Source organism: Escherichia sp. KCJ4928, from assembly GCF_004352695.1.
Lineage (GTDB): Bacteria > Pseudomonadota > Gammaproteobacteria > Enterobacterales > Enterobacteriaceae > ECMA0423.
In genome coordinates this window covers 1-21,621 of sequence record NZ_SJWV01000016.1, presented here as the reverse complement: position 1 = coordinate 21,621, position 21,621 = coordinate 1, and the positions used below count along the sequence as shown (strand labels likewise).

The 21,621-nt window shown below is 52.3% G+C and carries 22 protein-coding genes and 1 pseudogene; 11 read left to right on the top strand and 12 right to left on the bottom strand.

All coding sequences use genetic code 11. The annotated features are described in order from the left end of the window. Positions 1-3: 3 nt before the first annotated feature. The gene (locus E0D98_RS04535; protein ID WP_000201411.1) at positions 4-345 is read left to right on the top strand and encodes a FlxA-like family protein; all 342 of its coding nucleotides are present in this window, start codon (positions 4-6) and stop codon (positions 343-345) included. Here E0D98_RS04535 and E0D98_RS04530 read toward each other — a convergent pair. After that, positions 336-1,262 (bottom strand): LysR family transcriptional regulator, encoded by a 927-nt coding sequence (locus tag E0D98_RS04530; RefSeq protein ID WP_001109794.1) that lies wholly within the window; start codon positions 1,260-1,262, stop codon positions 336-338. The two genes, E0D98_RS04535 and E0D98_RS04530, sit on opposite strands and share 10 nt — an antisense overlap. Before the next feature lie 89 nt (positions 1,263-1,351). Here E0D98_RS04530 and E0D98_RS04525 point away from each other — a divergent pair, with 89 nt between their 5' ends. Next, entirely contained in the window at positions 1,352-2,350 is a 999-nt protein-coding gene (locus tag E0D98_RS04525) for a bile acid:sodium symporter family protein (RefSeq protein ID WP_047086703.1), read from the top strand. Here E0D98_RS04525 and E0D98_RS04520 read toward each other — a convergent pair. The 3 genes from E0D98_RS04520 to zipA form a co-directional block, all read right to left on the bottom strand. After that, positions 2,347-2,565: a DUF3820 family protein gene (locus E0D98_RS04520; RefSeq protein ID WP_000410201.1), complete on the bottom strand. Its 219-nt coding sequence runs from the start codon at positions 2,563-2,565 to the stop codon at positions 2,347-2,349. The genes E0D98_RS04525 and E0D98_RS04520 overlap by 4 nt on opposite strands. A gap of 1 nt (position 2,566) precedes the next feature. Beyond that, positions 2,567-4,582 (bottom strand): NAD-dependent DNA ligase LigA, encoded by a 2,016-nt coding sequence (gene ligA / locus E0D98_RS04515; RefSeq protein ID WP_000443665.1) that lies wholly within the window; start codon positions 4,580-4,582, stop codon positions 2,567-2,569. Between the two features lie 70 nt (positions 4,583-4,652). Beyond that, positions 4,653-5,639 carry a cell division protein ZipA gene (gene zipA / locus E0D98_RS04510; protein WP_001300494.1) on the bottom strand — a complete coding sequence of 329 codons (987 nt, stop codon included), beginning with the start codon at positions 5,637-5,639 and terminating at the stop codon, positions 4,653-4,655. A 229-nt stretch (positions 5,640-5,868) separates the two neighbouring features. On the opposite strand from zipA, the gene cysZ reads away from it, so the two are divergent. The 5 genes from cysZ to crr all read left to right on the top strand — a co-directional run bounded on the left by cysZ (position 5,869) and on the right by crr (position 10,749). Then, the gene (cysZ, locus tag E0D98_RS04505) at positions 5,869-6,630 is read left to right on the top strand and encodes a sulfate transporter CysZ (RefSeq protein WP_000254848.1); all 762 of its coding nucleotides are present in this window, start codon (positions 5,869-5,871) and stop codon (positions 6,628-6,630) included. A 184-nt stretch (positions 6,631-6,814) separates the two neighbouring features. Beyond that, on the top strand, positions 6,815-7,786 hold the full coding sequence (gene cysK, locus E0D98_RS04500; protein ID WP_000034402.1) for a cysteine synthase A: 972 nt from the start codon (positions 6,815-6,817) through the stop codon (positions 7,784-7,786). Positions 7,787-8,169: 383 nt separating this feature from the next. Beyond that, a complete protein-coding gene (ptsH, locus tag E0D98_RS04495) occupies positions 8,170-8,427 on the top strand; it encodes a phosphocarrier protein Hpr (protein ID WP_000487600.1) in 258 nt (85 codons plus the stop codon). 44 nt (positions 8,428-8,471) lie between these two features. Further along, complete coding sequence (gene ptsI, locus E0D98_RS04490) at positions 8,472-10,199, top strand: phosphoenolpyruvate-protein phosphotransferase PtsI (RefSeq protein WP_000623136.1); 1,728 nt, start codon at positions 8,472-8,474, stop codon at positions 10,197-10,199. A gap of 40 nt (positions 10,200-10,239) precedes the next feature. Beyond that, a complete protein-coding gene (gene crr / locus E0D98_RS04485; RefSeq protein WP_000522247.1) occupies positions 10,240-10,749 on the top strand; it encodes a PTS glucose transporter subunit IIA in 510 nt (169 codons plus the stop codon). 41 nt (positions 10,750-10,790) lie between these two features. On the opposite strand, the gene pdxK is transcribed toward crr, so the two are convergent. After that, positions 10,791-11,642, bottom strand: coding sequence for a pyridoxine/pyridoxal/pyridoxamine kinase (gene pdxK / locus E0D98_RS04480; protein ID WP_000096660.1), 852 nt, complete (start codon positions 11,640-11,642; stop codon positions 10,791-10,793). Between the two features lie 104 nt (positions 11,643-11,746). On the opposite strand from pdxK, the gene E0D98_RS04475 reads away from it, so the two are divergent. After that, positions 11,747-12,115, top strand: coding sequence for a YfeK family protein (locus E0D98_RS04475; RefSeq protein ID WP_000719943.1), 369 nt, complete (start codon positions 11,747-11,749; stop codon positions 12,113-12,115). Between the two features lie 2 nt (positions 12,116-12,117). Here the strand turns inward: E0D98_RS04475 and cysM are convergent, their stop codons facing one another. From cysM to murR, 7 genes are all read right to left on the bottom strand, one after another. Beyond that, on the bottom strand, positions 12,118-13,029 hold the full coding sequence (cysM, locus tag E0D98_RS04470; protein WP_001297645.1) for a cysteine synthase B: 912 nt from the start codon (positions 13,027-13,029) through the stop codon (positions 12,118-12,120). 133 nt (positions 13,030-13,162) lie between these two features. Continuing rightward, entirely contained in the window at positions 13,163-14,260 is a 1,098-nt protein-coding gene (gene cysA, locus E0D98_RS04465) for a sulfate/thiosulfate ABC transporter ATP-binding protein CysA (RefSeq protein ID WP_000021040.1), read from the bottom strand. After that, on the bottom strand, positions 14,250-15,125 hold the full coding sequence (gene cysW / locus E0D98_RS04460) for a sulfate/thiosulfate ABC transporter permease CysW (RefSeq protein ID WP_000852686.1): 876 nt from the start codon (positions 15,123-15,125) through the stop codon (positions 14,250-14,252). The genes cysA and cysW overlap by 11 nt, the downstream gene beginning before the upstream one ends. Further along, on the bottom strand, positions 15,125-15,958 hold the full coding sequence (gene cysT, locus E0D98_RS04455) for a sulfate/thiosulfate ABC transporter permease CysT (RefSeq protein WP_000458405.1): 834 nt from the start codon (positions 15,956-15,958) through the stop codon (positions 15,125-15,127). The genes cysW and cysT overlap by 1 nt, the downstream gene beginning before the upstream one ends. Beyond that, the gene (cysP, locus tag E0D98_RS04450) at positions 15,958-16,974 is read right to left on the bottom strand and encodes a thiosulfate/sulfate ABC transporter substrate-binding protein CysP (protein ID WP_000290223.1); all 1,017 of its coding nucleotides are present in this window, start codon (positions 16,972-16,974) and stop codon (positions 15,958-15,960) included. Before cysP ends, cysT begins: the two co-directional genes overlap by 1 nt. Positions 16,975-17,144: 170 nt before the next feature. Then, the gene (gene ucpA / locus E0D98_RS04445; protein WP_000517431.1) at positions 17,145-17,936 is read right to left on the bottom strand and encodes an SDR family oxidoreductase UcpA; all 792 of its coding nucleotides are present in this window, start codon (positions 17,934-17,936) and stop codon (positions 17,145-17,147) included. A gap of 128 nt (positions 17,937-18,064) precedes the next feature. Beyond that, entirely contained in the window at positions 18,065-18,922 is an 858-nt protein-coding gene (murR, locus tag E0D98_RS04440) for an HTH-type transcriptional regulator MurR (RefSeq protein WP_000966468.1), read from the bottom strand. Positions 18,923-19,085: 163 nt separating this feature from the next. Between murR and murQ the strand changes: the two genes are divergently transcribed. From murQ to E0D98_RS04425, 3 genes and pseudogenes are all read left to right on the top strand, one after another. After that, positions 19,086-19,982 carry an N-acetylmuramic acid 6-phosphate etherase gene (murQ, locus tag E0D98_RS04435; protein WP_001175648.1) on the top strand — a complete coding sequence of 299 codons (897 nt, stop codon included), beginning with the start codon at positions 19,086-19,088 and terminating at the stop codon, positions 19,980-19,982. 3 nt (positions 19,983-19,985) lie between these two features. Continuing rightward, positions 19,986-21,410: a PTS N-acetylmuramic acid transporter subunit IIBC gene (murP, locus tag E0D98_RS04430; RefSeq protein ID WP_001040482.1), complete on the top strand. Its 1,425-nt coding sequence runs from the start codon at positions 19,986-19,988 to the stop codon at positions 21,408-21,410. A gap of 4 nt (positions 21,411-21,414) precedes the next feature. Further along, a pseudogene (locus E0D98_RS04425) lies at positions 21,415-21,621 on the top strand (penicillin binding protein PBP4B); the annotation flags it as partial.

Genomic DNA, 21,621 nt, shown 5'->3' with positions numbered 1-21,621 from the left:
ACAATGGCCACTATCTCTTCAACTTCAATTCCTTCCATACAAACACAGAGTAGTAACAGGGCATCACAAGGTAGCGATGTTGCTTCACAAATCGCGCGGATAAGTCAGCAAATCATCAAACTCACTCAACAAATTAAAGAGATTGTAGACACTAGCGGCAGTGCTGAAGACAAGCAAAAACAGGCCGAATTGATTCAACAGCAAATCACCCTACTGGAAACACAACTGGCGCAGTTGCAGAAACAGCAGGCAGAAAAGGCGCAGGAGAAAGAGCAGTGTTTGTCTCTGAATGTATCCCTTCTAAATCCTGTTGAAAAAACGACTCATATCGATATCTATATCTGATACAACGGATCCCCTTCCCGCCCAGCCATTAGCGCATTGCCCTGGTCTCGTACCACGTCCCATAACGCTTCAGCGGCGGTGGAAAGTGAACGGTTCTTCCTGCGCACCAGCATCAACTGGCGTTCAACCACCGGCGTAATGCGCTTAACCACCAGTGGGCTACCTTCAGGCAATGGTAGCGCCAGTGCAGGAAGAATACTGATGCCGATGCCTGCGGCTACCATCGGGAACAGCGTCGCCGGATGTCCAATCTCCTGCACAATATTCGCCTGAATACCATTGCGCGCCAGCGCTGCGTCAATCAGCGGTCGGCTGCCTGACGCGTAATCCTGCAACACCAATTTCGCTCCCTGTAATGCCTGCCAGGGTACATAATCTTCGACGGCCAAAGCGCTATCGCGATGGCAAAGCAGAAAGAAAGGCTCGGAAAGAATCGCTTCACATTGCAGATCGCCCACTGGGCCTGGATCGATGACGATGCCAAAGTCGACATCTCCCTGGCGAATACTTTCCATCACCCACTGCTGCGGACGATCGTGCAGGACAAACTGAATATCTGGATAGCGGCGATGGCTTTCAGCAATGCATTGCGGAATAAGATGCGCGGAAATGGTCTGGCTGGCAGCGACCCGAACTTTTCCGCTCAGTTGTTGCCCCATACGCCCGGTATCGCGCAACGTGCTGTTCAGTTCATCCAGCAGTCGCTCAAGACGCAAAGCCAGCTGCTGCCCTGCATCTGTAAGCACCACTTCACGCGTGGTTCTGTCCAGCAGGCGAACACCAGTATGATTTTCCAGTTCCTTCACACTGTGACTCACTGCCGACTGGCTCAGGCCGATACGCTCTCCTGCACGACTAAAACTTTTCTCCTGCGCTACTGTGACGAAAACCTTTAATTGTTTTAAAGAATAATTCATCTGTTTTCTTCATGAATGGATGCAATAAATCAATTTTATTTCTCAAACTGGAAGAAGCACAATAGAACCATCGATCATCTGGAGTCTTTATGAAACTTTTTCGTATCCTCGATCCTTTCACCTTAACCCTGATCACGGTGGTGTTGCTGGCCTCTTTCTTTCCGGCCAGAGGCGATTTCGTCCCCTTCTTTGAAAATCTGACCACCGCAGCGATTGCCCTGCTGTTCTTTATGCACGGCGCGAAGTTGTCGCGTGAGGCGATTATTGCTGGCGGTGGTCACTGGCGACTGCATTTGTGGGTAATGTGCAGCACCTTCGTGCTGTTTCCGATTCTGGGTGTACTGTTTGCCTGGTGGAAACCGGTAAATGTCGACCCGATGCTCTACTCCGGTTTTCTCTACTTGTGCATTCTCCCGGCTACCGTGCAGTCTGCAATCGCCTTCACGTCAATGGCGGGCGGTAACGTCGCGGCGGCGGTTTGTTCTGCGTCAGCATCCAGCCTGCTGGGGATTTTCCTTTCACCATTGCTGGTTGGTCTGGTGATGAATGTTCACGGTGCAGGGGGCAGCCTTGAGCAGGTCGGTAAAATTATGCTGCAACTGCTGCTGCCGTTTGTGTTGGGGCATCTTTCCCGGCCGTGGATTGGTGACTGGGTGTCGCGCAATAAAAAATGGATTGCGAAAACTGACCAGACGTCCATTCTGTTGGTGGTTTATACAGCGTTCAGCGAAGCCGTCGTTAATGGTATCTGGCATAAAGTTGGCTGGGGATCATTGCTGTTTATCGTGGTGGTCAGCTGCGTTCTTCTGGCTATCGTGATTGTAGTTAACGTCTTTATGGCACGCCGACTGGGCTTCAATAAGGCAGATGAAATTACTATCGTCTTTTGTGGTTCGAAAAAGAGTCTGGCAAATGGCATCCCGATGGCAAACATTCTGTTCCCCACATCGGTGATCGGTATGATGGTGCTGCCCCTGATGATTTTCCATCAGATCCAATTGATGGTCTGTGCGGTGCTGGCGCGTCGATACAAACGCCAGACCGAACAGTTACAGGCGCAGCAGGAAAGCAACACCGATAAAGCTTAAAGCGGACGCTTCAGGGGCTGGACCAGTTGCGTCAGCCCCTCGGTTTTAATCAGCAGCGTGATTTGCATTAGCTCACCGAGCTTCCCTGCCGGGAACTCATCTTTGCGGGCAAACCACAGCAGATACTCCTCCGGCAGGTCGATTAAGCGACGCCCTTTGTATTTTCCAAACGGCATTATCGTATTGGCTATTTCAATCAGCTGCTCTTTTTCCATCTCAGCTACCCAGCAAACGCAGCATTTCCGCTTCGTCGATGACTTCAATGCCCAGTTCCTGCGCCTTCGCCAGTTTAGATCCTGCAGCTTCACCCGCTATCACCAGATCGGTTTTCTTCGACACGCTGCCCGCGACTTTCGCGCCCAGTTCGACCAGTCGAGCTTTAGCGTCATCACGTGACATCTGACTTAAGCTGCCCGTAAGCACCACGGTTTTACCAGCAAACGGGCTGTCAATCTCTTCCGCGTTGATAACGATCGGCGCAGGCCAGTGGACACCTTCCGCCAACAGCTCGCTGATAACATTGCGGTTGCTTTCTTCGGCAAAGAAGTTGTGAACGTGGGATGCAACGACAATGCCAACATCAGGCACCTTTTGCAGCTCTTCAATCGAAGCGGCTTCCAGCGCTTCCAGCGTGCCGAAATATGCCGCCAGACCTGCTGCGGTGGCCTCGCCGACTTCACGGATGCCAAGTGCATAGAGGAAGCGAGCAAAGGTGGTTTCTTTCGCTTTTTCTAGCGCGTTAACCACGTTTTGTGCCGATTTTGGCCCCATACGCTCCAGTCCGGTCAGTTTGCCTGCGGTGAGTTTGAACAGATCTGCCGGAGTATGGACATATTCTTTTTCAACCAGCTGATCGATGATTTTGTCGCCCATTCCGTCAACATCCATCGCACGGCGGGAAACAAAGTGTTTCAGCGACTCTTTACGCTGCGCACCGCAAATCAGGCCACCGGTACAGCGGGCAACCGCTTCACCTTCCACACGCTCAACGTCAGAACCACATACCGGACAATGCGTTGGGAATACAACCTCACGGGTATCTTCCGGGCGTTCAGAAAGCACGACGTTAACCACCTGCGGGATCACGTCGCCAGCGCGGCGAATCACCACTTTATCGCCAATGCGTAAACCAAGACGTTCGATTTCATCCGCATTGTGTAAGGTTGCGTTACTCACCAGCACGCCAGCAACATGGACAGGTTCCAGACGCGCAACAGGCGTAATCGCGCCAGTACGCCCAACCTGAAACTCGACGTCACGCACAAAGGTCATCTGCTCCTGCGCCGGGAATTTAAACGCTACCGCCCAGCGCGGGGCACGCGCGACAAAGCCAAGCTGCTCCTGCTGTTCCAGTGAGTTGACCTTAATCACCACGCCGTCGATATCAAAGCCCAGCGTCGGGCGGTCTTCTTCCACTTTGTGATAGAACGCCAGCACTTCTTCCGCCGATTCACAAAGCGTTACCCGATCGCTGACCGGCAACCCCCACTTTTTAAATTGCAGTAAACGGCCAAGATGAGTATCCGGCAGCTCGCCACCTTCCAGAACACCAACGCCATAGCAGAAAAAAGTGAGCGGTCGCTTCGCTGTAATACGCGGATCAAGCTGACGCAGTGAACCAGCTGCCGCATTACGTGGGTTAGCAAAAACTTTCCCGCCCGTGCGTCGCGCATCTTCGTTAATCTTTTCGAACCCCGCCTGCGGCAGGAACACTTCACCACGCACTTCCAGACGCGCCGGGATATTCTCTCCGTGCAGCTTCAGCGGAATGGCGCGAATAGTACGCACATTAGACGTGATATCTTCCCCGGTGGTGCCATCGCCACGGGTCGCGGCACTGACTAAAACGCCATTTTCATACAGAATACTGACGGCAAGGCCATCCAGCTTCAGCTCACAGCACCAGGTGACTTTCTCGTTGTTTTTCAGACGGTCCTGCACACGTTTGTTGAAAGCAAGAAAGCTTTCTTCATCAAAAACGTTATCCAGTGACAGCATTGGTACTTCATGGCGTATCTGGCTGAAAGCCGCCAGCGGCGCAGCGCCTACACGTTGAGTAGGCGAATCAGGCGTAATCAGTTCTGGATGTTTGGTTTCCAGCTCGCGCAGTTCGCGCATCAGCCTGTCGTATTCAGCGTCGGGAATTTCCGGCGCATCCATCACATGATAAAGATATTCATGATGGCGAAGCGTCGTTCGCAGTTCTGTCAGTTGTTGTTCGATTGATTCCATATCGCACCATCAATGCTAAAAACCCCCGACAAGCGGGGGTTCGAAGAGGAGTTAATTTGCCTTAAGTGTATCAGGCGTTGGCGTCTTTGACTTCGCGGATGATGTCCTGGTACTCGCGCAATTTCTGCGGAGTCATCATACGGCGCTGATCGTCAAGCACGACACCGCCCACTTCATCGGCAATATGCTGCGCAGATTGCAGCATCAGCTTGAAGTTCTGCAGCTCGTCACCGTAAGACGGTACCTGCATAAAGATAGTGACACCCGGAGTAGTGAAATCCTTCATTTCAGGATCAAAGGTTCCCGGTTTCACCATATTCGCCAGGCTGAATAACGCCGGGCCGCTGCCATCCGGGCTAAGATGACGATGGTAAATATTCATATCGCCAAAAATGAAGCCCGCTTGTTGAATGCTGTTAAGAAGCAGTTCACCGTTTAGCTCGCTACCGTGATGCGCCGCGACGTTCATGATAATCACCGCTTCTTTGCGCTTCGGTTTATCCATAACTGGAGCAGGTTCCGCTACAGGCTCAGGCTGTGGTGCCGCTACGGGTTCTGCAGGCTGGAAAGCCTGTTGTGCCGGTTGCGGTGCTGAATGCACAGGCTGCGGCGCTGGCGCGACCTGTGGCGAAACTGGCTGCTGCAACGGCTGTTCAGGCTGCGGCTGATAGGCAGGCTGCTGCACCGGCTGCGCTGGATGCGGAGCATGTTGCGGCGGTACCTGCGCTTCAGGCGGCTGCTGGACCGGTTGACGCGGCTGCGCAGACGCATAAGGCGGTTGGTACTGGTGTTGCGGCGACGGACGAGCAGCCTCATGCTCCTGAGCGTTAGCCGGGGCATGATTCACGCGGTGAACACGAACCTCACCAACGCCCTCATCATCTTCGACATCCTCGTCATAAGAATCGTCGTCACGTTTTGACTTCATTCGTTTTAATGGCCGATCGCGGAACATAGAAGATCGTTCTTTACGGCTGGTCCAGAAACCATGTACCAGTAAAGCGATTATGGCGATCGCGCCAACAATGATTAATATCAGACGCAAATCCTGCATCATTATATTCTCTGTTGTTCTAACACCTTGCCACCACGGCAAACATTTACTCACTAAGAGTATTTGCCGATTACCTCAAGTGCAAGTGCACTATTAACTTTCACAGCACAAAGATAGATGAAATCGTGCTTTTTGCTGTTTTTTCGAACATATCCTAACTGTCCATTGCGCAATTACCCGGTAAAATACGCAGAATTTTCCTGGGATTGGTCAAAAGGAGCTCATCCTGATTATGGTTTCATCATTCACATCTGCCCCACGCAGCGGTTTTTACTATTTTGCGCAAGGCTGGAAGCTCGTCTCGCAACCTGGGATTCGGCGTTTCGTTATTTTACCGCTGCTGGTCAATATTTTGTTGATGGGGGGCGCATTGTGGTGGCTCTTTACACAGCTCGATGTCTGGATCCCGACTCTCATGAGTTACGTTCCGGACTGGCTACAATGGCTGAGTTATCTGTTGTGGCCTCTGGCTGTCATCTCTGTGCTGTTAGTGTTTGGCTATTTCTTCTCCACGATTGCTAACTGGATTGCCGCTCCGTTTAACGGTTTATTGGCTGAACAACTGGAAGCACGATTGACTGGCGCTACACCGCCAGATACCGGGATTTTCGGTATCATGAAAGATGTGCCGCGAATCATGAAACGCGAATGGCAAAAATTTGCCTGGTATCTGCCGCGCGCAATTGTATTGCTAATTCTTTACTTAATCCCTGGTATTGGGCAAACCGTCGCGCCGGTACTGTGGTTCCTGTTTAGCGCCTGGATGTTAGCCATCCAGTATTGCGATTACCCCTTCGATAACCACAAAGTGCCGTTTAAAGAGATGCGCACCGCCCTGCGCACACGCAAAATCACCAATATGCAGTTTGGTGCTTTAACCAGCCTGTTTACGATGATCCCGCTGCTTAATCTGTTCATCATGCCCGTTGCCGTTTGTGGCGCGACGGCGATGTGGGTCGATTGCTATCGCGATAAACACGCGATGTGGCGGTAACAATCTACCGGTTATTTTGTAAACCGTTTGTGTGAAACAGGGGTGGCTTATGCCGCCCCTTATTCCATCTTGCATGTCATTATTTCCCTTCTGTATATAGATATGCTAAATCCTTACTTCCGCATATTCTCTGAGCGGGTATGCTACCTGTTGTATCCCAATTTCATACAGTTAAGGACAGGCCATGAGTAAGATTTTTGAAGATAACTCGCTGACTATCGGTCACACGCCGCTGGTTCGCCTGAATCGCATCGGTAACGGACGCATTCTGGCGAAGGTGGAATCTCGTAACCCCAGCTTCAGCGTTAAGTGCCGTATCGGTGCCAACATGATTTGGGATGCCGAAAAGCGCGGCGTGCTGAAACCAGGCGTTGAACTGGTTGAACCAACCAGCGGTAATACCGGGATTGCACTGGCCTATGTAGCTGCCGCTCGCGGTTACAAACTCACCCTGACCATGCCAGAAACCATGAGTATTGAACGCCGCAAGCTGCTGAAAGCGTTAGGTGCAAACCTGGTGCTGACGGAAGGTGCTAAAGGCATGAAAGGCGCAATCCAAAAAGCAGAAGAAATTGTCGCCAGCAATCCAGAGAAATACCTGCTGCTGCAACAATTCAGCAATCCGGCAAACCCTGAAATTCACGAAAAAACCACCGGTCCGGAGATCTGGGAAGATACCGACGGTCAGGTTGATGTATTTATTGCTGGCGTTGGGACTGGCGGTACGCTTACTGGCGTCAGCCGCTACATTAAAGGCACCAAAGGCAAGACCGATCTTATCTCTGTCGCCGTTGAGCCAACCGATTCTCCAGTTATCGCCCAGGCACTGGCTGGTGAAGAGATTAAACCTGGCCCGCATAAAATTCAGGGTATTGGCGCTGGTTTTATCCCAGCTAACCTCGATCTCAAGCTGGTCGATAAAGTCATTGGCATCACCAATGAAGAAGCGATTTCTACCGCGCGTCGTCTGATGGAAGAAGAAGGTATTCTTGCAGGTATCTCTTCTGGAGCAGCTGTTGCTGCGGCGTTGAAACTACAAGAAGATGAAAGCTTTACCAACAAGAATATTGTGGTTATTCTACCGTCATCGGGTGAGCGTTATTTAAGCACCGCATTGTTTGCCGATCTCTTCACTGAGAAAGAACTGCAACAGTAATGCCAGCTTGTTAAAAATGCGTAAAAAAGCACCTTTTTAGGTGCTTTTTTGTGGCCTGCTTCAAACTTTCGCCCCTCCTGGCATTGATTCAGCCTGTCGGAACTGGTATTTAACCAGACTAATTATTTTGATGCGCGAAATTAATCGTTACAGGAAAAGCCAAAGCTGAATCGATTTTATGATTTGGTTCAATTCTTCCTTTAGCGGCATAATGTTTAATGACGTACGAAACGTCAGCGGTCAACACCCGCCAGCAATGGACTGTATTGCGCTCTTCGTGCGTCGCGTCTGTTAAAAACTGGCGCTAACAATACAGGCTAAAGTCGAACCGCCAGGCTAGACTTTAGTTCCACAACACTAAACCTATAAGTTGGGGAAATACAATGTTCCAGCAAGAAGTTACCATTACCGCTCCGAACGGTCTGCACACCCGCCCTGCTGCCCAGTTTGTAAAAGAAGCTAAGGGCTTCACTTCTGAAATTACTGTGACTTCCAACGGCAAAAGCGCCAGCGCGAAAAGCCTGTTTAAACTGCAGACTCTGGGCCTGACTCAAGGTACCGTTGTGACTATCTCCGCAGAAGGCGAAGACGAGCAGAAAGCGGTTGAACATCTGGTTAAACTGATGGCGGAACTCGAGTAATTTCCCGGGTTCTTTTAAAAATCAGTCACAAGTAAGGTAGGGTTATGATTTCAGGCATTTTAGCATCCCCGGGTATCGCTTTCGGTAAAGCTCTGCTTCTGAAAGAAGACGAAATTGTCATTGACCGGAAAAAAATTTCTGCCGACCAGGTTGATCAGGAAGTTGAACGTTTTCTGAGCGGTCGTGCCAAGGCATCAGCCCAGCTGGAAACGATCAAAACGAAAGCTGGTGAAACGTTCGGTGAAGAAAAAGAAGCCATCTTTGAAGGGCATATTATGCTGCTCGAAGATGAGGAGCTGGAGCAGGAAATCATAGCCCTGATTAAAGATAAGCACATGACAGCTGACGCAGCTGCTCATGAAGTTATCGAAGGTCAGGCTTCTGCCCTGGAAGAGCTGGATGATGAATACCTGAAAGAACGTGCGGCTGACGTACGTGATATCGGTAAGCGCCTGCTGCGCAACATCCTGGGCCTGAAGATTATCGACCTGAGCGCCATTCAGGATGAAGTCATTCTGGTTGCCGCTGACCTGACGCCGTCCGAAACCGCACAGCTGAACCTGAAGAAGGTGCTGGGTTTCATCACCGACGCGGGTGGCCGTACTTCCCACACCTCTATCATGGCGCGTTCTCTGGAACTGCCTGCTATCGTGGGTACCGGTAGCGTCACCTCTCAGGTGAAAAATGACGACTATCTGATTCTGGATGCCGTAAATAATCAGGTTTACGTCAATCCAACCAACGAAGTTATTGATAAAATGCGCGCTGTTCAGGAGCAAGTGGCTTCTGAAAAAGCAGAGCTTGCTAAACTGAAAGATCTGCCAGCTATTACGCTGGACGGTCACCAGGTAGAAGTGTGCGCTAACATTGGTACGGTTCGTGACGTTGAAGGTGCAGAGCGTAACGGCGCTGAAGGCGTTGGTCTGTATCGTACTGAGTTCCTGTTCATGGACCGCGACGCGCTGCCCACTGAAGAAGAACAGTTTGCTGCTTACAAAGCAGTGGCTGAAGCGTGTGGCTCGCAGGCGGTTATCGTTCGTACCATGGACATCGGCGGCGACAAAGAGCTGCCATACATGAACTTCCCGAAAGAAGAGAACCCGTTCCTCGGCTGGCGCGCTATCCGTATCGCGATGGATCGTAAAGAGATCCTGCGCGATCAGCTCCGCGCTATCCTGCGTGCCTCGGCTTTCGGTAAATTGCGCATTATGTTCCCGATGATCATCTCTGTTGAAGAAGTGCGTGCACTGCGCAAAGAGATCGAAATCTACAAACAGGAACTGCGCGACGAAGGTAAAGCGTTTGACGAGTCAATTGAAATCGGCGTAATGGTGGAAACACCGGCTGCCGCAACAATTGCACGTCATTTAGCCAAAGAAGTTGATTTCTTTAGTATCGGCACCAATGATTTAACGCAGTACACTCTGGCAGTTGACCGTGGTAATGATATGATTTCACACCTTTACCAACCAATGTCACCGTCCGTGCTGAACTTGATCAAGCAAGTTATTGATGCTTCTCATGCTGAAGGCAAATGGACTGGCATGTGTGGTGAGCTTGCTGGCGATGAACGTGCTACACTTCTGTTGCTGGGGATGGGTCTGGACGAATTCTCTATGAGCGCCATTTCTATCCCGCGCATTAAGAAGATTATCCGTAACACGAACTTCGAAGATGCGAAGGTGTTAGCAGAGCAGGCTCTTGCTCAACCGACAACGGACGAGTTAATGACGCTGGTTAACAAGTTCATTGAAGAAAAAACAATCTGCTAATCCACGAGATGCGGCCCAATTTACTGCTTAGGAGAAGATCATGGGTTTGTTCGATAAACTGAAATCTCTGGTTTCCGACGACAAGAAGGATACCGGAACTATTGAGATCATTGCTCCGCTCTCTGGCGAGATCGTCAATATCGAAGACGTGCCGGATGTCGTTTTTGCGGAAAAAATCGTTGGTGATGGTATTGCTATCAAACCAACGGGTAACAAAATGGTCGCGCCTGTAGACGGTACCATTGGTAAAATCTTTGAAACCAATCACGCGTTCTCTATCGAATCTGATAGCGGCGTTGAACTGTTCGTCCACTTCGGTATCGACACCGTTGAACTGAAAGGCGAAGGCTTCAAGCGTATTGCTGAAGAAGGTCAGCGCGTGAAAGTTGGCGATACTGTCATTGAATTTGATCTGCCGCTACTGGAAGAGAAAGCCAAGTCTACCCTGACTCCGGTTGTTATCTCCAACATGGACGAAATCAAAGAACTGATCAAACTGTCCGGTAGCGTAACCGTGGGTGAAACCCCGGTTATCCGCATCAAGAAGTAATTCTTGCCGCAGTGAAAAATGGCGCCCATCGGCGCCATTTTTTATGCTTCCGCCAGCGGCGGCAAAATCAATTCATCGCTCTCATGCTGCTGGGTGTAGCGCATCACTTCCAGTACGCGCAACCCCGCACGGTGCACCGCATCGTTTAACGCCTTCCCTTTCAGCAAACCACTGATAAGCTGAGCACAAAACAGGTCGCCAGTCCCTTTCAGGTCGGTTTTTACCCGTGAATGGGAAATGACATTCACGCTGTCGGCACTGACCACCACCACCTGCATCTCCTGATTTTCTTCATTACCGGAGGCGCTGGTAATCACCACCCATTTTAATGTGTCTGAAAGCAGACTTTTTGCGGCAGCAATGGCACTGTCGAGATCGCGGCAATTTTTACCGGTCAGGATTTCCAGCTCAAAGATATTGGGGGTAATTCCCTGCGCCAGCGGCAGTAAATATTGTCGATACGCCTCGGGAAGGTCAGGTTTGACATAAATTCCGCTATCAATATCGCCAATCACCGGATCGACCATGATCAATAGGTCAGGATGGTCTTTGCGTAGCGCAGTCAGCCACTCGGCAAGGATTTTGATTTGCGATGCCGTTCCCATATAGCCCGTGGTTACAGCGCGCAGCTGGCGCAGCGCATCACGCTCCTGAAGCGCACGCAAATAACCGCTAAACCATTCATCCGGAATCGCACCACCGTAGAAAGTGTCATAATGCGGCGTATTGCTCAGCAATACCGTCGGCACGGCAAAAACATTCAGACCGTTCTGTTTGATAGCAGGCACGGCAATGCTGTTGCCCACGCTGCCGTAAACCACCTGCGACTGCACGGCGACGATATCCGCCTGCAGCGCCCTGCTCTTATCGTTAAACAACAACAAACTACTCATTTAATTTTTTCTCCTTGCCGATGATCCTCATCGTATTCCAACCGAAACTTTACCTGATTCTGGCAGTCAAATCGGCTATCACAAAACAAGGATAAGGTAATTCAATGAAGAAAATCATTTGTCTGGTCATTACACTACTAATGACACTCCCCGCTTACGCGAAGTTAACTGCCCATGAAGAAGCCCGCATCAACGCCATGCTGGAGGGATTAGCACAGAAAAAGGATTTGATATTTGTGCGCAACGGTGATGAACATACCTGCGATGAAGCGGTTTCTCATCTGCGTCTGAAGCTGGGCAATACCCGTAACCGCATTGACACTGCCGAGCAGTTTATTGATAAGGTTGCTTCGTCGTCATCGATTACCGGGAAGCCGTATATTGTGAAGATCCCCGGTAAGAGCGATGAGAACGCACAGCCTTTTTTACATGCGCTAATTGCGCAGACGGATAAAACGGTGCCTGCGCAATAATCTTAAATCCCCGCCCCCTGGCTAAAATGCTCTTCCCCAAACACCCCGGTGGAAAGGTAGCGATCGCCACGATCGCAGATGATCGCTACCACCACCGCACCAGGGTTAGCTTTTGCCACCCGCAGTGCTCCGGCAACCGCGCCGCCGGAGCTGACGCCACAGAATATTCCTTCCCGCACTGCCAGTTCGCGCATGGTGTTTTCTGCATCGCGCTGATGAATATCCAGCACCTCATCCACCAGAGAAGCGTTGAAAATCCCCGGCAGATATTCCGCAGGCCAGCGGCGAATGCCGGGAATACTGCTGCCTTCTTCCGGTTGCAGGCCAACAATGGTCACCGGTTTGGATTGTTCGCGCATAAAGCGTGAAACGCCGGTGATAGTGCCGGTCGTCCCCATACTGGAGACAAAATGAGTGATGCGCCCGCCGGTTTGCTGCCAGATTTCCGGCCCGGTGGTGGTGTAATGCGCATAAGGGTTATCGGGATTATTGAACTGATCGAGCAGCTTTCCTTCGCCACGATTCGCCATCTCCAGCGCCAGATCGCGCGCACCTTCCATGCCCTGCTCTTTGGTGACAAGAATCAGTTCCGCACCATAAGCACGCATCGCCGCACGGCGTTCCTGGCTCATGTTGTCGGGCATCAGCAATTTCATGCGATAGCCTTTCAGCGCGGCAATCATTGCCAGCGCAATGCCGGTGTTACCACTGGTGGCTTCGATTAAGACATCACCCGGTTTAATTTCCCCGCGCTTTTCCGCCTCGACGATCATCGAAAGTGCCGCACGATCTTTCACCGAACCTGCCGGGTTATTGCCTTCCAGTTTTAACCACACTTCACTGCCGTTATCCGGCCCCATTCGCTGCAACTTCACCAGAGGCGTATTGCCTATTGTTTGTTCTAATGTACTCACGATCTCTATCCATACGTGGTGTTGCCTGATGCGACGCTTGCGCGTCTTATCAGGTCTACAGGTTACAAACCTTGCCATTAAAAAGCCCGGATCGCGGGAAGCGCCTCCGGGCGTTTAACATTCACTCAACCTATCAGGCGCTTTGTGCGAGAGCAAGTTCCTCATCGCGGGTTTCGATACGCTCGTCGCCGTTATACAGCCGCGCATGTTGCAGACCAACGAATAAACGCTCGCCACGCTGCGGGGCATCGTCGCCATGCATCACGACCGTCAGCGGTTCGTTGTACCACCCCAGCGGCTGCACCACTAATTGGGTGTAGTGACCTTTCGGGCTGGCTTCCAGTACCTGTACCGGCAGCGGCGAATCGAGACTGGTACGGCGGCTGATATCCACTTCCCACGGGCGCAGGAAGAGATCCACCGGCCCCTGATAAGCAGGTGTGTAGCCCAGCGGCCAGCGATGTGCGCCAACATGGAACTGCCCGCCGCGAATGGTTCCCTGCAGGCGGTTCACTTCGCCCATAAATTCGAGTACAAAACGGGTCGCTGGTTCGCGCCATACCTGATTCGGCGCATCAGCCTGTTCAATATTCCCCTGACTCATCACCACTACACGATCGGCTACTTCGGTCGCCTCTTCCTGGTCGTGGGTCACAAACACGCTGGTGAATTTCAGCTCTTCATGCAGTTGACGCAGCCAGCGACGCAGCTCTTTACGCACCTGCGCATCCAGCGCGCCAAACGGTTCATCAAGCAGCAGAATTTGCGGTTCTACAGCCAGCGCGCGCGCCAGCGCCACACGCTGTTTCTGGCCGCCGGAAAGCTGCGCCGGATAACGATCCGCCAGATGCGCAAGCTGGACCATTTCCAGCAATTTTGTCACTTTCGCTTTGATGGCTGCGGCATTCGGGCGCTCGCGACGCGGCAGCACCGTCAGGCCAAAAGCGATATTGTCGAATACCGTCATATGGCGGAACAGCGCGTAATGCTGGAACACGAAACCGACCTTGCGATCGCGCGCGTGCAGGCGGCTGACGTCGGTGCCGTGGAAGCGAATATGCCCGCTGGTTTGATGCTCCAGCCCGGCGATAATGCGCAGCAGCGTGGTTTTCCCGGAACCGGACGGCCCCAGCAACGCGACCATCTGACCTGAAGGAATATCCAGTGAGATATCGTTCAGCACCTGGGTGCGACCAAACGACTTCTTAATATTGGCAATCTCAATGCTCATGATGTTCCTCCTGCTGTGCGCGTTTTTCCTGATTCTCCAGGCGCCACTGCAACATACTTTTTAAAAACAGGGTGATAATCGCCATCAGCGTTAACAGTGCCGCAGCGGTAAAGGAGCCGACGGTGTTGTAGTCCTGCTCCAGCAATTCAATCTGTAACGGCAGCGAAAGTGTTTCGCCGCGAATCGAGCCGGAAACCACCGACACTGCGCCAAACTCGCCAATCGCGCGGGCGTTGGTCAGTACCACGCCATAAAGCAGCGCCCAGCGAATATTCGGCAATGTGACGCGACGGAACATCTGCCAGCCAGACGCGCCAAGCAAAATCGCCGCTTCATCCTCCTGGCTGCCCTGGCTTAACATCACCGGCACCAGCTCGCGCACCACAAACGGACACGTCACAAAGATGGTGACCAGCACCATTCCGGGCCAGGAGAACATAATTTGCAGATTATGTTCATCCAGCCAGCCGCCCAGCGGGCCGTTAGAGCCGTAGAACAGCAGATACACCAGACCGGCAACCACCGGCGATACGGCAAACGGAATGTCCAGTAGCGTCAGCAGTAACTGGCGTCCAGGGAAGTTAAAGCGCGTCACCAGCCAGGCCAGCAGAATGCCGAACACCAGGTTTACCGGTACGGCAATCAGCGCGATCATCACCGTCAGCCAGATGGCGTGCAGCATGTCCGGATCGGCCAGATTCTGTAAAACCGGCATCAGCCCCTTGCTGAATGCCTGCACGAAGATGTAAATCATCGGCACCAGCAGGATGAACGCCGAAACCAGCATCCCGATGCCAATCAGAAACCATTTGCCCCAGTTAATCGGGCGCGCGTCATAACGCTTCAATTGGGTAACTTCCGCCATTAATGACCTACCACACGCCGACCAAAGCGACTTTGCAGAGTGTTAATTGAGAACAGCAGTATCAGGGATGCCGCGAGGATCACCGAAGCAATCGCGCTCGCCGCCGGGTAATCAAACTCCTGCAAGCGCACAAAAATCATCAGCGACGTCACTTCCGTCTTCCACGCGATATTTCCGGCGATAAAAATCACCGCGCCAAATTCACCAAGACTACGGGTAAACGACAGCGCCACGCCCGCCACCAGCGCCGGAGAAAGCTCCGGCAGCACCACTTTGCAGAAACTCTGCCAGCGCGTTGCACCAAGCGTTTCCGCCGCTTCTTCATATTCCGGGCCTAACTCTTCCAGCACCGGCTGCACGGTACGCACCACAAACGGAATGCTGGTAAAGGCCATCGCCACCGCAATCCCCAGCCATGTATAGGTGACTTTGATATCAAACTTCGCCAGCCATTCACCGTAAAAACCGTTTACGGAAAAGAGCGAGGCCAGCGTTAAACCGGCGACAGCCGTTGGCAGCGCAAAGGGTAAATCCATCAGCGCATCAAGCAGCGTGCGGCCTGGGAAGCGATAGCGGGTTAGGATCCACGCCATCAGCAGACCGAAAACGCCGTTAAAAATCGATGCCACAAACGCCGACAGCAGCGTTACTTTGTAGGCCGCGACCACCTGCGGGTTGGTGATCACCTCCCAGTACTGCGCCCAGCTCATCTGGGCCAGTTGCATCACCAGCGCGGAGAGCGGCAGCAGCAAAATCAGGCACACAAACAGCAGACTGGTGCCGAGGCTTAAGGTAAAGCCCGGCAGCACGCGTCTGGAGGAGACAGCAAACATCAGTTACGCCCCGCCGCTAACAGCTTGTCTAACTCGCCGCCGCTGGTGAAGTGGGTTTTCATCACTTCCGGCCAGGAGCCAAATTTGTCTTCCACGCGGAACAGCTCGGTCTGCGGGAATTTGTCTTTCAGTTTGTCCATCACCTCCGGGTTATTCACGCGGTAGTAATAGTCGGTGATGATGGTTTGCGCCTGCGGGCTATAGAGCCAGTTCAGATAGGCTTTGGCGGCTTTTTCCGTACCGTTGGCCTGCACGTTTTTATCAACCCACGCCACCGGGAATTCCGCCAGAATGTTGGTTTTCGGAATCACCACTTCAAAGCCCTGCGCTTCATACTGTTTACGGATGTTGTTCACTTCCGATTCGAAGCTAATCAGCACATCGCCCAGGCCACGCTCGGCAAAAGTGGTGGTTGCGCCACGACCGCCGGTATCGAACACTTCAACGTTTTTCAGGAACTGGGTCATAAACTGTTCGGTTTTGGCTTTATCGCCACCGTCAGCTTTATCCGCTGCGCCCCATGCCGCCAGATAGGTATAACGCGCGTTACCCGACGTTTTCGGGTTCGGGAAAATCAGCTTCACGTCGGAGCGCACCAGGTCGTTCCAATCGTGGATATTCTTCGGGTTACCCTTACGCACCAGGAAGCCCATGGTGGAGTAGAACGGCGAGCTATTATTCGGCAGGCGCGACTGCCAGTCGGCCGGGATCAGCTTGCCTTTATCGTGCAGGATTTGTACGTCGGTCACCTGGTTATAAGTGACAACGTCGGCTTTTAAGCCCTGTAAAATCGCCAGCGCCTGTTTTGATGACCCGGCATGAGATTGTTTTATCGTCAGTTTGTCGCCGCCGTTATCTTTTGCCCATTGTTGCTCAAACGGCGGATTCAGGGCGGCAAACAGCTCGCGGGAGACGTCATAAGAACTGTTCAGCAGTTCCGTTGCCTGTACATGGCCCGCCAGCAGCAGAGAAGCGACCAGCGCGAGTGAGTTCTTTTTCAGTAAGTTAACGGCCATTGCGCACCCTTATAAATTTAATGACTTTCTAATAGCCATCATATTTATAACGGACGTGAAAGGAGTAACGGTTTTATATACCGTTTGGTGATTTGGAAGTTGAAAAGGGAATAAGAACCGGGTTTAAAACGAAATCCTCCCCACAAATGCAGGGAGGAAACAGAGGTGAATCAGATACCGACGCTAACCGTCTCCGGCAGTGTGCTGCCGCCATCAATCACATTCTGTGTACCGGTTAAATAGCTGGATTCATCCGATGCGAGGAAGGCCGCCAGTTCGCCGACTTCCAGCGGATCGGCGAGGCGACGCATCGGGATTGCTTTCGCCATTTCAGTCAGCACCGACTCTGGATCTTCCGGGTTCGACTGGCGGGCAATGCTTTCCGCCATTGGTGTGCGCACGTATCCCGGGCAAATGGCGTTAACGCGAATACCAGACTGCGCGTACTCCACCGCCAGCGATTTTGTCAGGCCAACAATCGCCGCTTTCGTTAAGGCGTACGCCGTTTCGCCAGGATCGGCCACCATATCACCAGTGACTGAAGACATCATCACAATGCGACCATCTTTGCGCGCAATCATCTCCGGCAGCACCGCCTTCGTGACGTTCCATACGCCTTTAATATTGATATCAATATGGAAATCGCGATCGTCATCGCTCATATCGAGGAAACTGCCCAGACGACAAACGCCTGCGTTATTCACCAGGATATCAATGCGCCCTTCTTTTTCCTTCGCGCGTTTGATAGCTGCGGCTACCGACGCCGGGTCACGCACATCGGCGACAACCGCCGTACAGCGATGACCACGACCACACAGTTCGTCCGCCAGCTTTTCGATCTCAGGGGAGATATCCAGCAAGATTAGGTTTGCGCCATGACGCGCAAAAGTTCTGGCAATTCCTTCGCCAATTCCCTGCAATGCGCCCGTAATCAGTGCTGTCTTGCCCGTGAGTTTACCCATTTTAATGCTCTCCTTGTTAATACAGAGCGTTACACTCCATTCCCTCTGAAAATACAGGATAAACAAAATATTGCTGCGGATCAGCTCACTAATTCAGGAAAATCTCAATCCAGTCGCTGCTTTATGCATCATTTCAGGCGTTGTGTTAGCTCACTGCTGCGCTGAATCATTTTCAATGACTCCACATCATTGAGTTGCACAAGACCAACAAACAGTAAATCGGTAACAGAATTTTGCGCCGTGCGGGTAGACATCGACGAGCTACGCCATTCGGTTTCACCGGAAACGGTATCGAGCGTGAAATGCGCCAGCCGCCGCAGCGGAGAATCAGCCAGAGAAGTAATGGCAATCACCGTTGCCCCCTGCTTTCGTGCCGCTTCTGCGCATAAGACAATCTCTTTTTTACTGCCGCTGTAAGAGATAGCGATTTGTACATCGCCTTTTTTCAACGCCTGGGAAACGGTGGCTTGTACGTGCGTGTCGGCTTCGCAGGCCACGCGATAGCCAATTTTCATCAGTTTGAACGACAGATCGCGCCCCACCAGCGCCGATCCGCCCAGGCCCGTTATCTGGATAAACGGTGCTTTACTGATGACCTCAATGATTTTTTGCAGCCGCGCGTAGTCGAACAACGCACAGGTTTGCTCCAGCGCCAGCTCTTTTTCGCGATTCAATTTGCGGGCAATCACTTCCAGCGAATCATCACTGGTAATCGAACTGTGCAGGTGCAGCGCCGTGGCATTCGTTTTCTCCCGGCTGGCACTGTATTCGCCTATTAACGCCATACGCAATTCAGTAAATCCTTGCGCGCCGAGTTTTTGGGCAAATTTCACTATGCTCGACTGGCTAATGCCGAGCTGTTTCGCCATCTGCCGTGAAGAAACGGATTGCAGCTCACTCACGTTGGCCTGCAGAAAGTCAGCGATTTTTTGCTCGTTTTCGGTGAATTCACTCCCCGCATTGCTTATTTTCGTCAGGTACAACATCTTCCACTCTCCTGGGCTGGCAGCATAAATTCCGCTTAAGTTCTTATGACGCTCTTCACACTCTGCGAGTGTAGACTCAATGATTCCTTTAAGTCTGTCAATTCGGGATATATGATTCCATACATCTGCAATTATTTGATCGTAAATAGTAAGGTCACCACCGATGCAACTAGAAAAGATGATTACTGAAGGCTCGAACACCGCCTCGGCTGAAATTGACCGCGTATCGACGCTGGAAATGTGCCGGATTATCAACGATGAAGATAAAACCGTACCGCTTGCCGTTGAGCGCGTCCTGCCGGATATCGCCGCGGCGATCGATGTTATCCACGCCCAGGTCAGCGGCGGCGGTCGTCTGATTTATCTCGGTGCGGGAACATCCGGTCGTCTGGGGATTCTGGATGCCAGCGAATGTCCGCCCACCTACGGCGTGAAACCGGGTCTGGTGGTTGGTTTGATTGCTGGAGGCGAATATGCCATTCAGCACGCGGTGGAAGGCGCTGAAGATAGCCGGGAAGGTGGTGTTAACGATCTGAAAAATATTAATTTAACGGCACAGGATGTGGTGGTTGGCATTGCTGCCAGCGGTCGCACGCCGTATGTGATTGCCGGACTGGAATACGCACGCCAGCTCGGCTGCCGCACAGTGGGAATTTCCTGTAATCCGGGGAGTGCCGTTTCCACCACCGCCGAGTTTGCCATTACACCGATTGTAGGTGCCGAAGTGGTCACTGGTTCTTCGCGAATGAAAGCAGGCACAGCGCAGAAACTGGTGCTCAATATGCTTTCCACCGGGCTGATGATTAAATCTGGCAAAGTGTTCGGCAACCTGATGGTCGATGTGGTCGCCACCAACGAAAAACTGCATGTGCGCCAGGTCAATATCGTTAAAAACGCCACCGGATGTAATGCCGAACAAGCGGAAGCGGCGTTAATTGCCTGCGAGCGCAACTGTAAAACGGCCATTGTGATGGTGCTGAAAAATCTCGATGCCGCAGAAGCTAAAAAACGCCTGGATCAACACGGCGGCTTTATTCGTCAGGTTTTAGACAAGGAATAACCCATGGCCAAAGAGATCAGCAGTGAGCTTCTGAACACCATCCTTACCCGTGTCGGCGGACCGGGAAATATCGCCAGTTGTGGTAACTGTATGACGCGCCTGCGTCTGGGTGTACATGACAGTTCACTGGTTGATCCCAATATCAAAACGCTGGAAGGCGTGAAGGGCGTCATTTTGACCAGCGACCAGGTTCAGGTCGTTTTTGGGCCTGGTAAAGCGCATCGTGCCGCAAAAGCGATGAGCGAGCTGCTGGGCGAGGCACCGGTACAGGATGCCGCAGAAATCGCCGCCCAGAACAAACGTCAGTTAAAAGCCAAACAAACCTCCGGCGTGCAACAATTTCTCGCCAAATTCGCCACCATCTTCACGCCGCTGATCCCCGGTTTTATTGCCGCCGGTCTGCTGCTGGGGATAGCGACGTTAATTGCCACGGTGATGCACGTTCCGGCAGATGCTCAGGGCACGCTACCCGACGCGCTGAATTTTATGAAGGTGTTCAGCAAAGGTTTGTTCACTTTCCTGGTGATTCTGGTGGGCTATAACGCCGCCCAGGCATTTGGCGGCACGGGCGTCAATGGCGCAATTATTGCCGCACTCTTTTTGCTCGGTTATAACCCCGCTGCAACCACCGGTTACTACGCCGGTTTTCACGATTTCTTTGGTCTGCCCATCGATCCGCGCGGCAATATTATCGGCGTGCTGATTGCCGCGTGGGCCTGCGCCCGCATTGAAGGCATGGTGCGCCGCTTTATGCCGGACGATCTCGACATGCTGCTGACCTCGTTAATCACCCTGCTGATCACCGCTACGCTTGCGTACCTGATCATTATGCCGCTGGGTGGCTGGTTATTCGAAGGTATGTCATGGCTGTTTATGCACCTGAACAGTAATCCGTTCGGTTGTGCGGTTTTAGCCGGGCTGTTCCTGATCGCCGTGGTATTTGGCGTGCATCAGGGCTTTATTCCTGTTTACCTCGCGTTAATGGACAGCCAGGGATTCAACAGCTTATTTCCCATCCTTTCAATGGCAGGCGCGGGCCAGGTGGGCGCGGCGCTGGCACTCTACTGGCGGGCGCAACCGCACAGTGCATTACGCAGTCAGGTACGCGGGGCGATTATTCCCGGTCTGCTGGGCGTTGGTGAACCGTTGATTTACGGCGTCACCCTGCCCCGCATGAAACCGTTTATTACCGCCTGTTTAGGCGGCGCAGCGGGCGGTTTGTTTATCGGCCTGATAGCCTGGTGGGGTCTGCCGATGGGCTTAAACAGCGCCTTTGGGCCGTCTGGTCTGGTGGCGCTGCCGCTGATGACTTCCGCACAAGGCATCCTTCCGGCAATGGCGGTTTATGCTGGCGGGATTCTGGTGGCATGGGTTTGCGGGTTTATTTTCACCACGCTCTTTGGCTGCCGTAACGTCAATCTGGACTGATATCATGAAACGGACAATGCTCTATCTTTCTCTGCTGGCTGTTAGTTGTAGCGTCAGCGCCGCAAAATACCCTGTTCTGACAGAAAGTTCGCCAGAGAAAGCAGGGTTCAACGTCGAACGGCTTAACCAGATGGATCGCTGGATTAGCCAGCAAGTGGACGCCGGTTATCCCGGCGTAAACCTGCTGATCATTAAAGATAATCAGATTGTG

Bases quoted from the DNA above. Each gene is read 5' to 3' on its own strand.
- E0D98_RS04535 (WP_000201411.1), top strand. From the start codon at position 4: ATGGCCACTATCTCTTCAACTTCAATTCCTTCCATACAAACACAGAGT.
- E0D98_RS04530 (WP_001109794.1), bottom strand. From the start codon at position 1,262: ATGAATTATTCTTTAAAACAATTAAAGGTTTTCGTCACAGTAGCGCAG.
- E0D98_RS04525 (WP_047086703.1), top strand. From the start codon at position 1,352: ATGAAACTTTTTCGTATCCTCGATCCTTTCACCTTAACCCTGATCACG.
- E0D98_RS04520 (WP_000410201.1), bottom strand. From the start codon at position 2,565: ATGGAAAAAGAGCAGCTGATTGAAATAGCCAATACGATAATGCCGTTT.
- ligA (WP_000443665.1), bottom strand. From the start codon at position 4,582: ATGGAATCAATCGAACAACAACTGACAGAACTGCGAACGACGCTTCGC.
- zipA (WP_001300494.1), bottom strand. From the start codon at position 5,639: ATGATGCAGGATTTGCGTCTGATATTAATCATTGTTGGCGCGATCGCC.
- cysZ (WP_000254848.1), top strand. From the start codon at position 5,869: ATGGTTTCATCATTCACATCTGCCCCACGCAGCGGTTTTTACTATTTT.
- cysK (WP_000034402.1), top strand. From the start codon at position 6,815: ATGAGTAAGATTTTTGAAGATAACTCGCTGACTATCGGTCACACGCCG.
- ptsH (WP_000487600.1), top strand. From the start codon at position 8,170: ATGTTCCAGCAAGAAGTTACCATTACCGCTCCGAACGGTCTGCACACC.
- ptsI (WP_000623136.1), top strand. From the start codon at position 8,472: ATGATTTCAGGCATTTTAGCATCCCCGGGTATCGCTTTCGGTAAAGCT.
- crr (WP_000522247.1), top strand. From the start codon at position 10,240: ATGGGTTTGTTCGATAAACTGAAATCTCTGGTTTCCGACGACAAGAAG.
- pdxK (WP_000096660.1), bottom strand. From the start codon at position 11,642: ATGAGTAGTTTGTTGTTGTTTAACGATAAGAGCAGGGCGCTGCAGGCG.
- E0D98_RS04475 (WP_000719943.1), top strand. From the start codon at position 11,747: ATGAAGAAAATCATTTGTCTGGTCATTACACTACTAATGACACTCCCC.
- cysA (WP_000021040.1), bottom strand. From the start codon at position 14,260: ATGAGCATTGAGATTGCCAATATTAAGAAGTCGTTTGGTCGCACCCAG.
- cysW (WP_000852686.1), bottom strand. From the start codon at position 15,125: ATGGCGGAAGTTACCCAATTGAAGCGTTATGACGCGCGCCCGATTAAC.
- cysT (WP_000458405.1), bottom strand. From the start codon at position 15,958: ATGTTTGCTGTCTCCTCCAGACGCGTGCTGCCGGGCTTTACCTTAAGC.
- cysP (WP_000290223.1), bottom strand. From the start codon at position 16,974: ATGGCCGTTAACTTACTGAAAAAGAACTCACTCGCGCTGGTCGCTTCT.
- ucpA (WP_000517431.1), bottom strand. From the start codon at position 17,936: ATGGGTAAACTCACGGGCAAGACAGCACTGATTACGGGCGCATTGCAG.
- murR (WP_000966468.1), bottom strand. From the start codon at position 18,922: ATGTTGTACCTGACGAAAATAAGCAATGCGGGGAGTGAATTCACCGAA.
- murQ (WP_001175648.1), top strand. From the start codon at position 19,086: ATGCAACTAGAAAAGATGATTACTGAAGGCTCGAACACCGCCTCGGCT.
- murP (WP_001040482.1), top strand. From the start codon at position 19,986: ATGGCCAAAGAGATCAGCAGTGAGCTTCTGAACACCATCCTTACCCGT.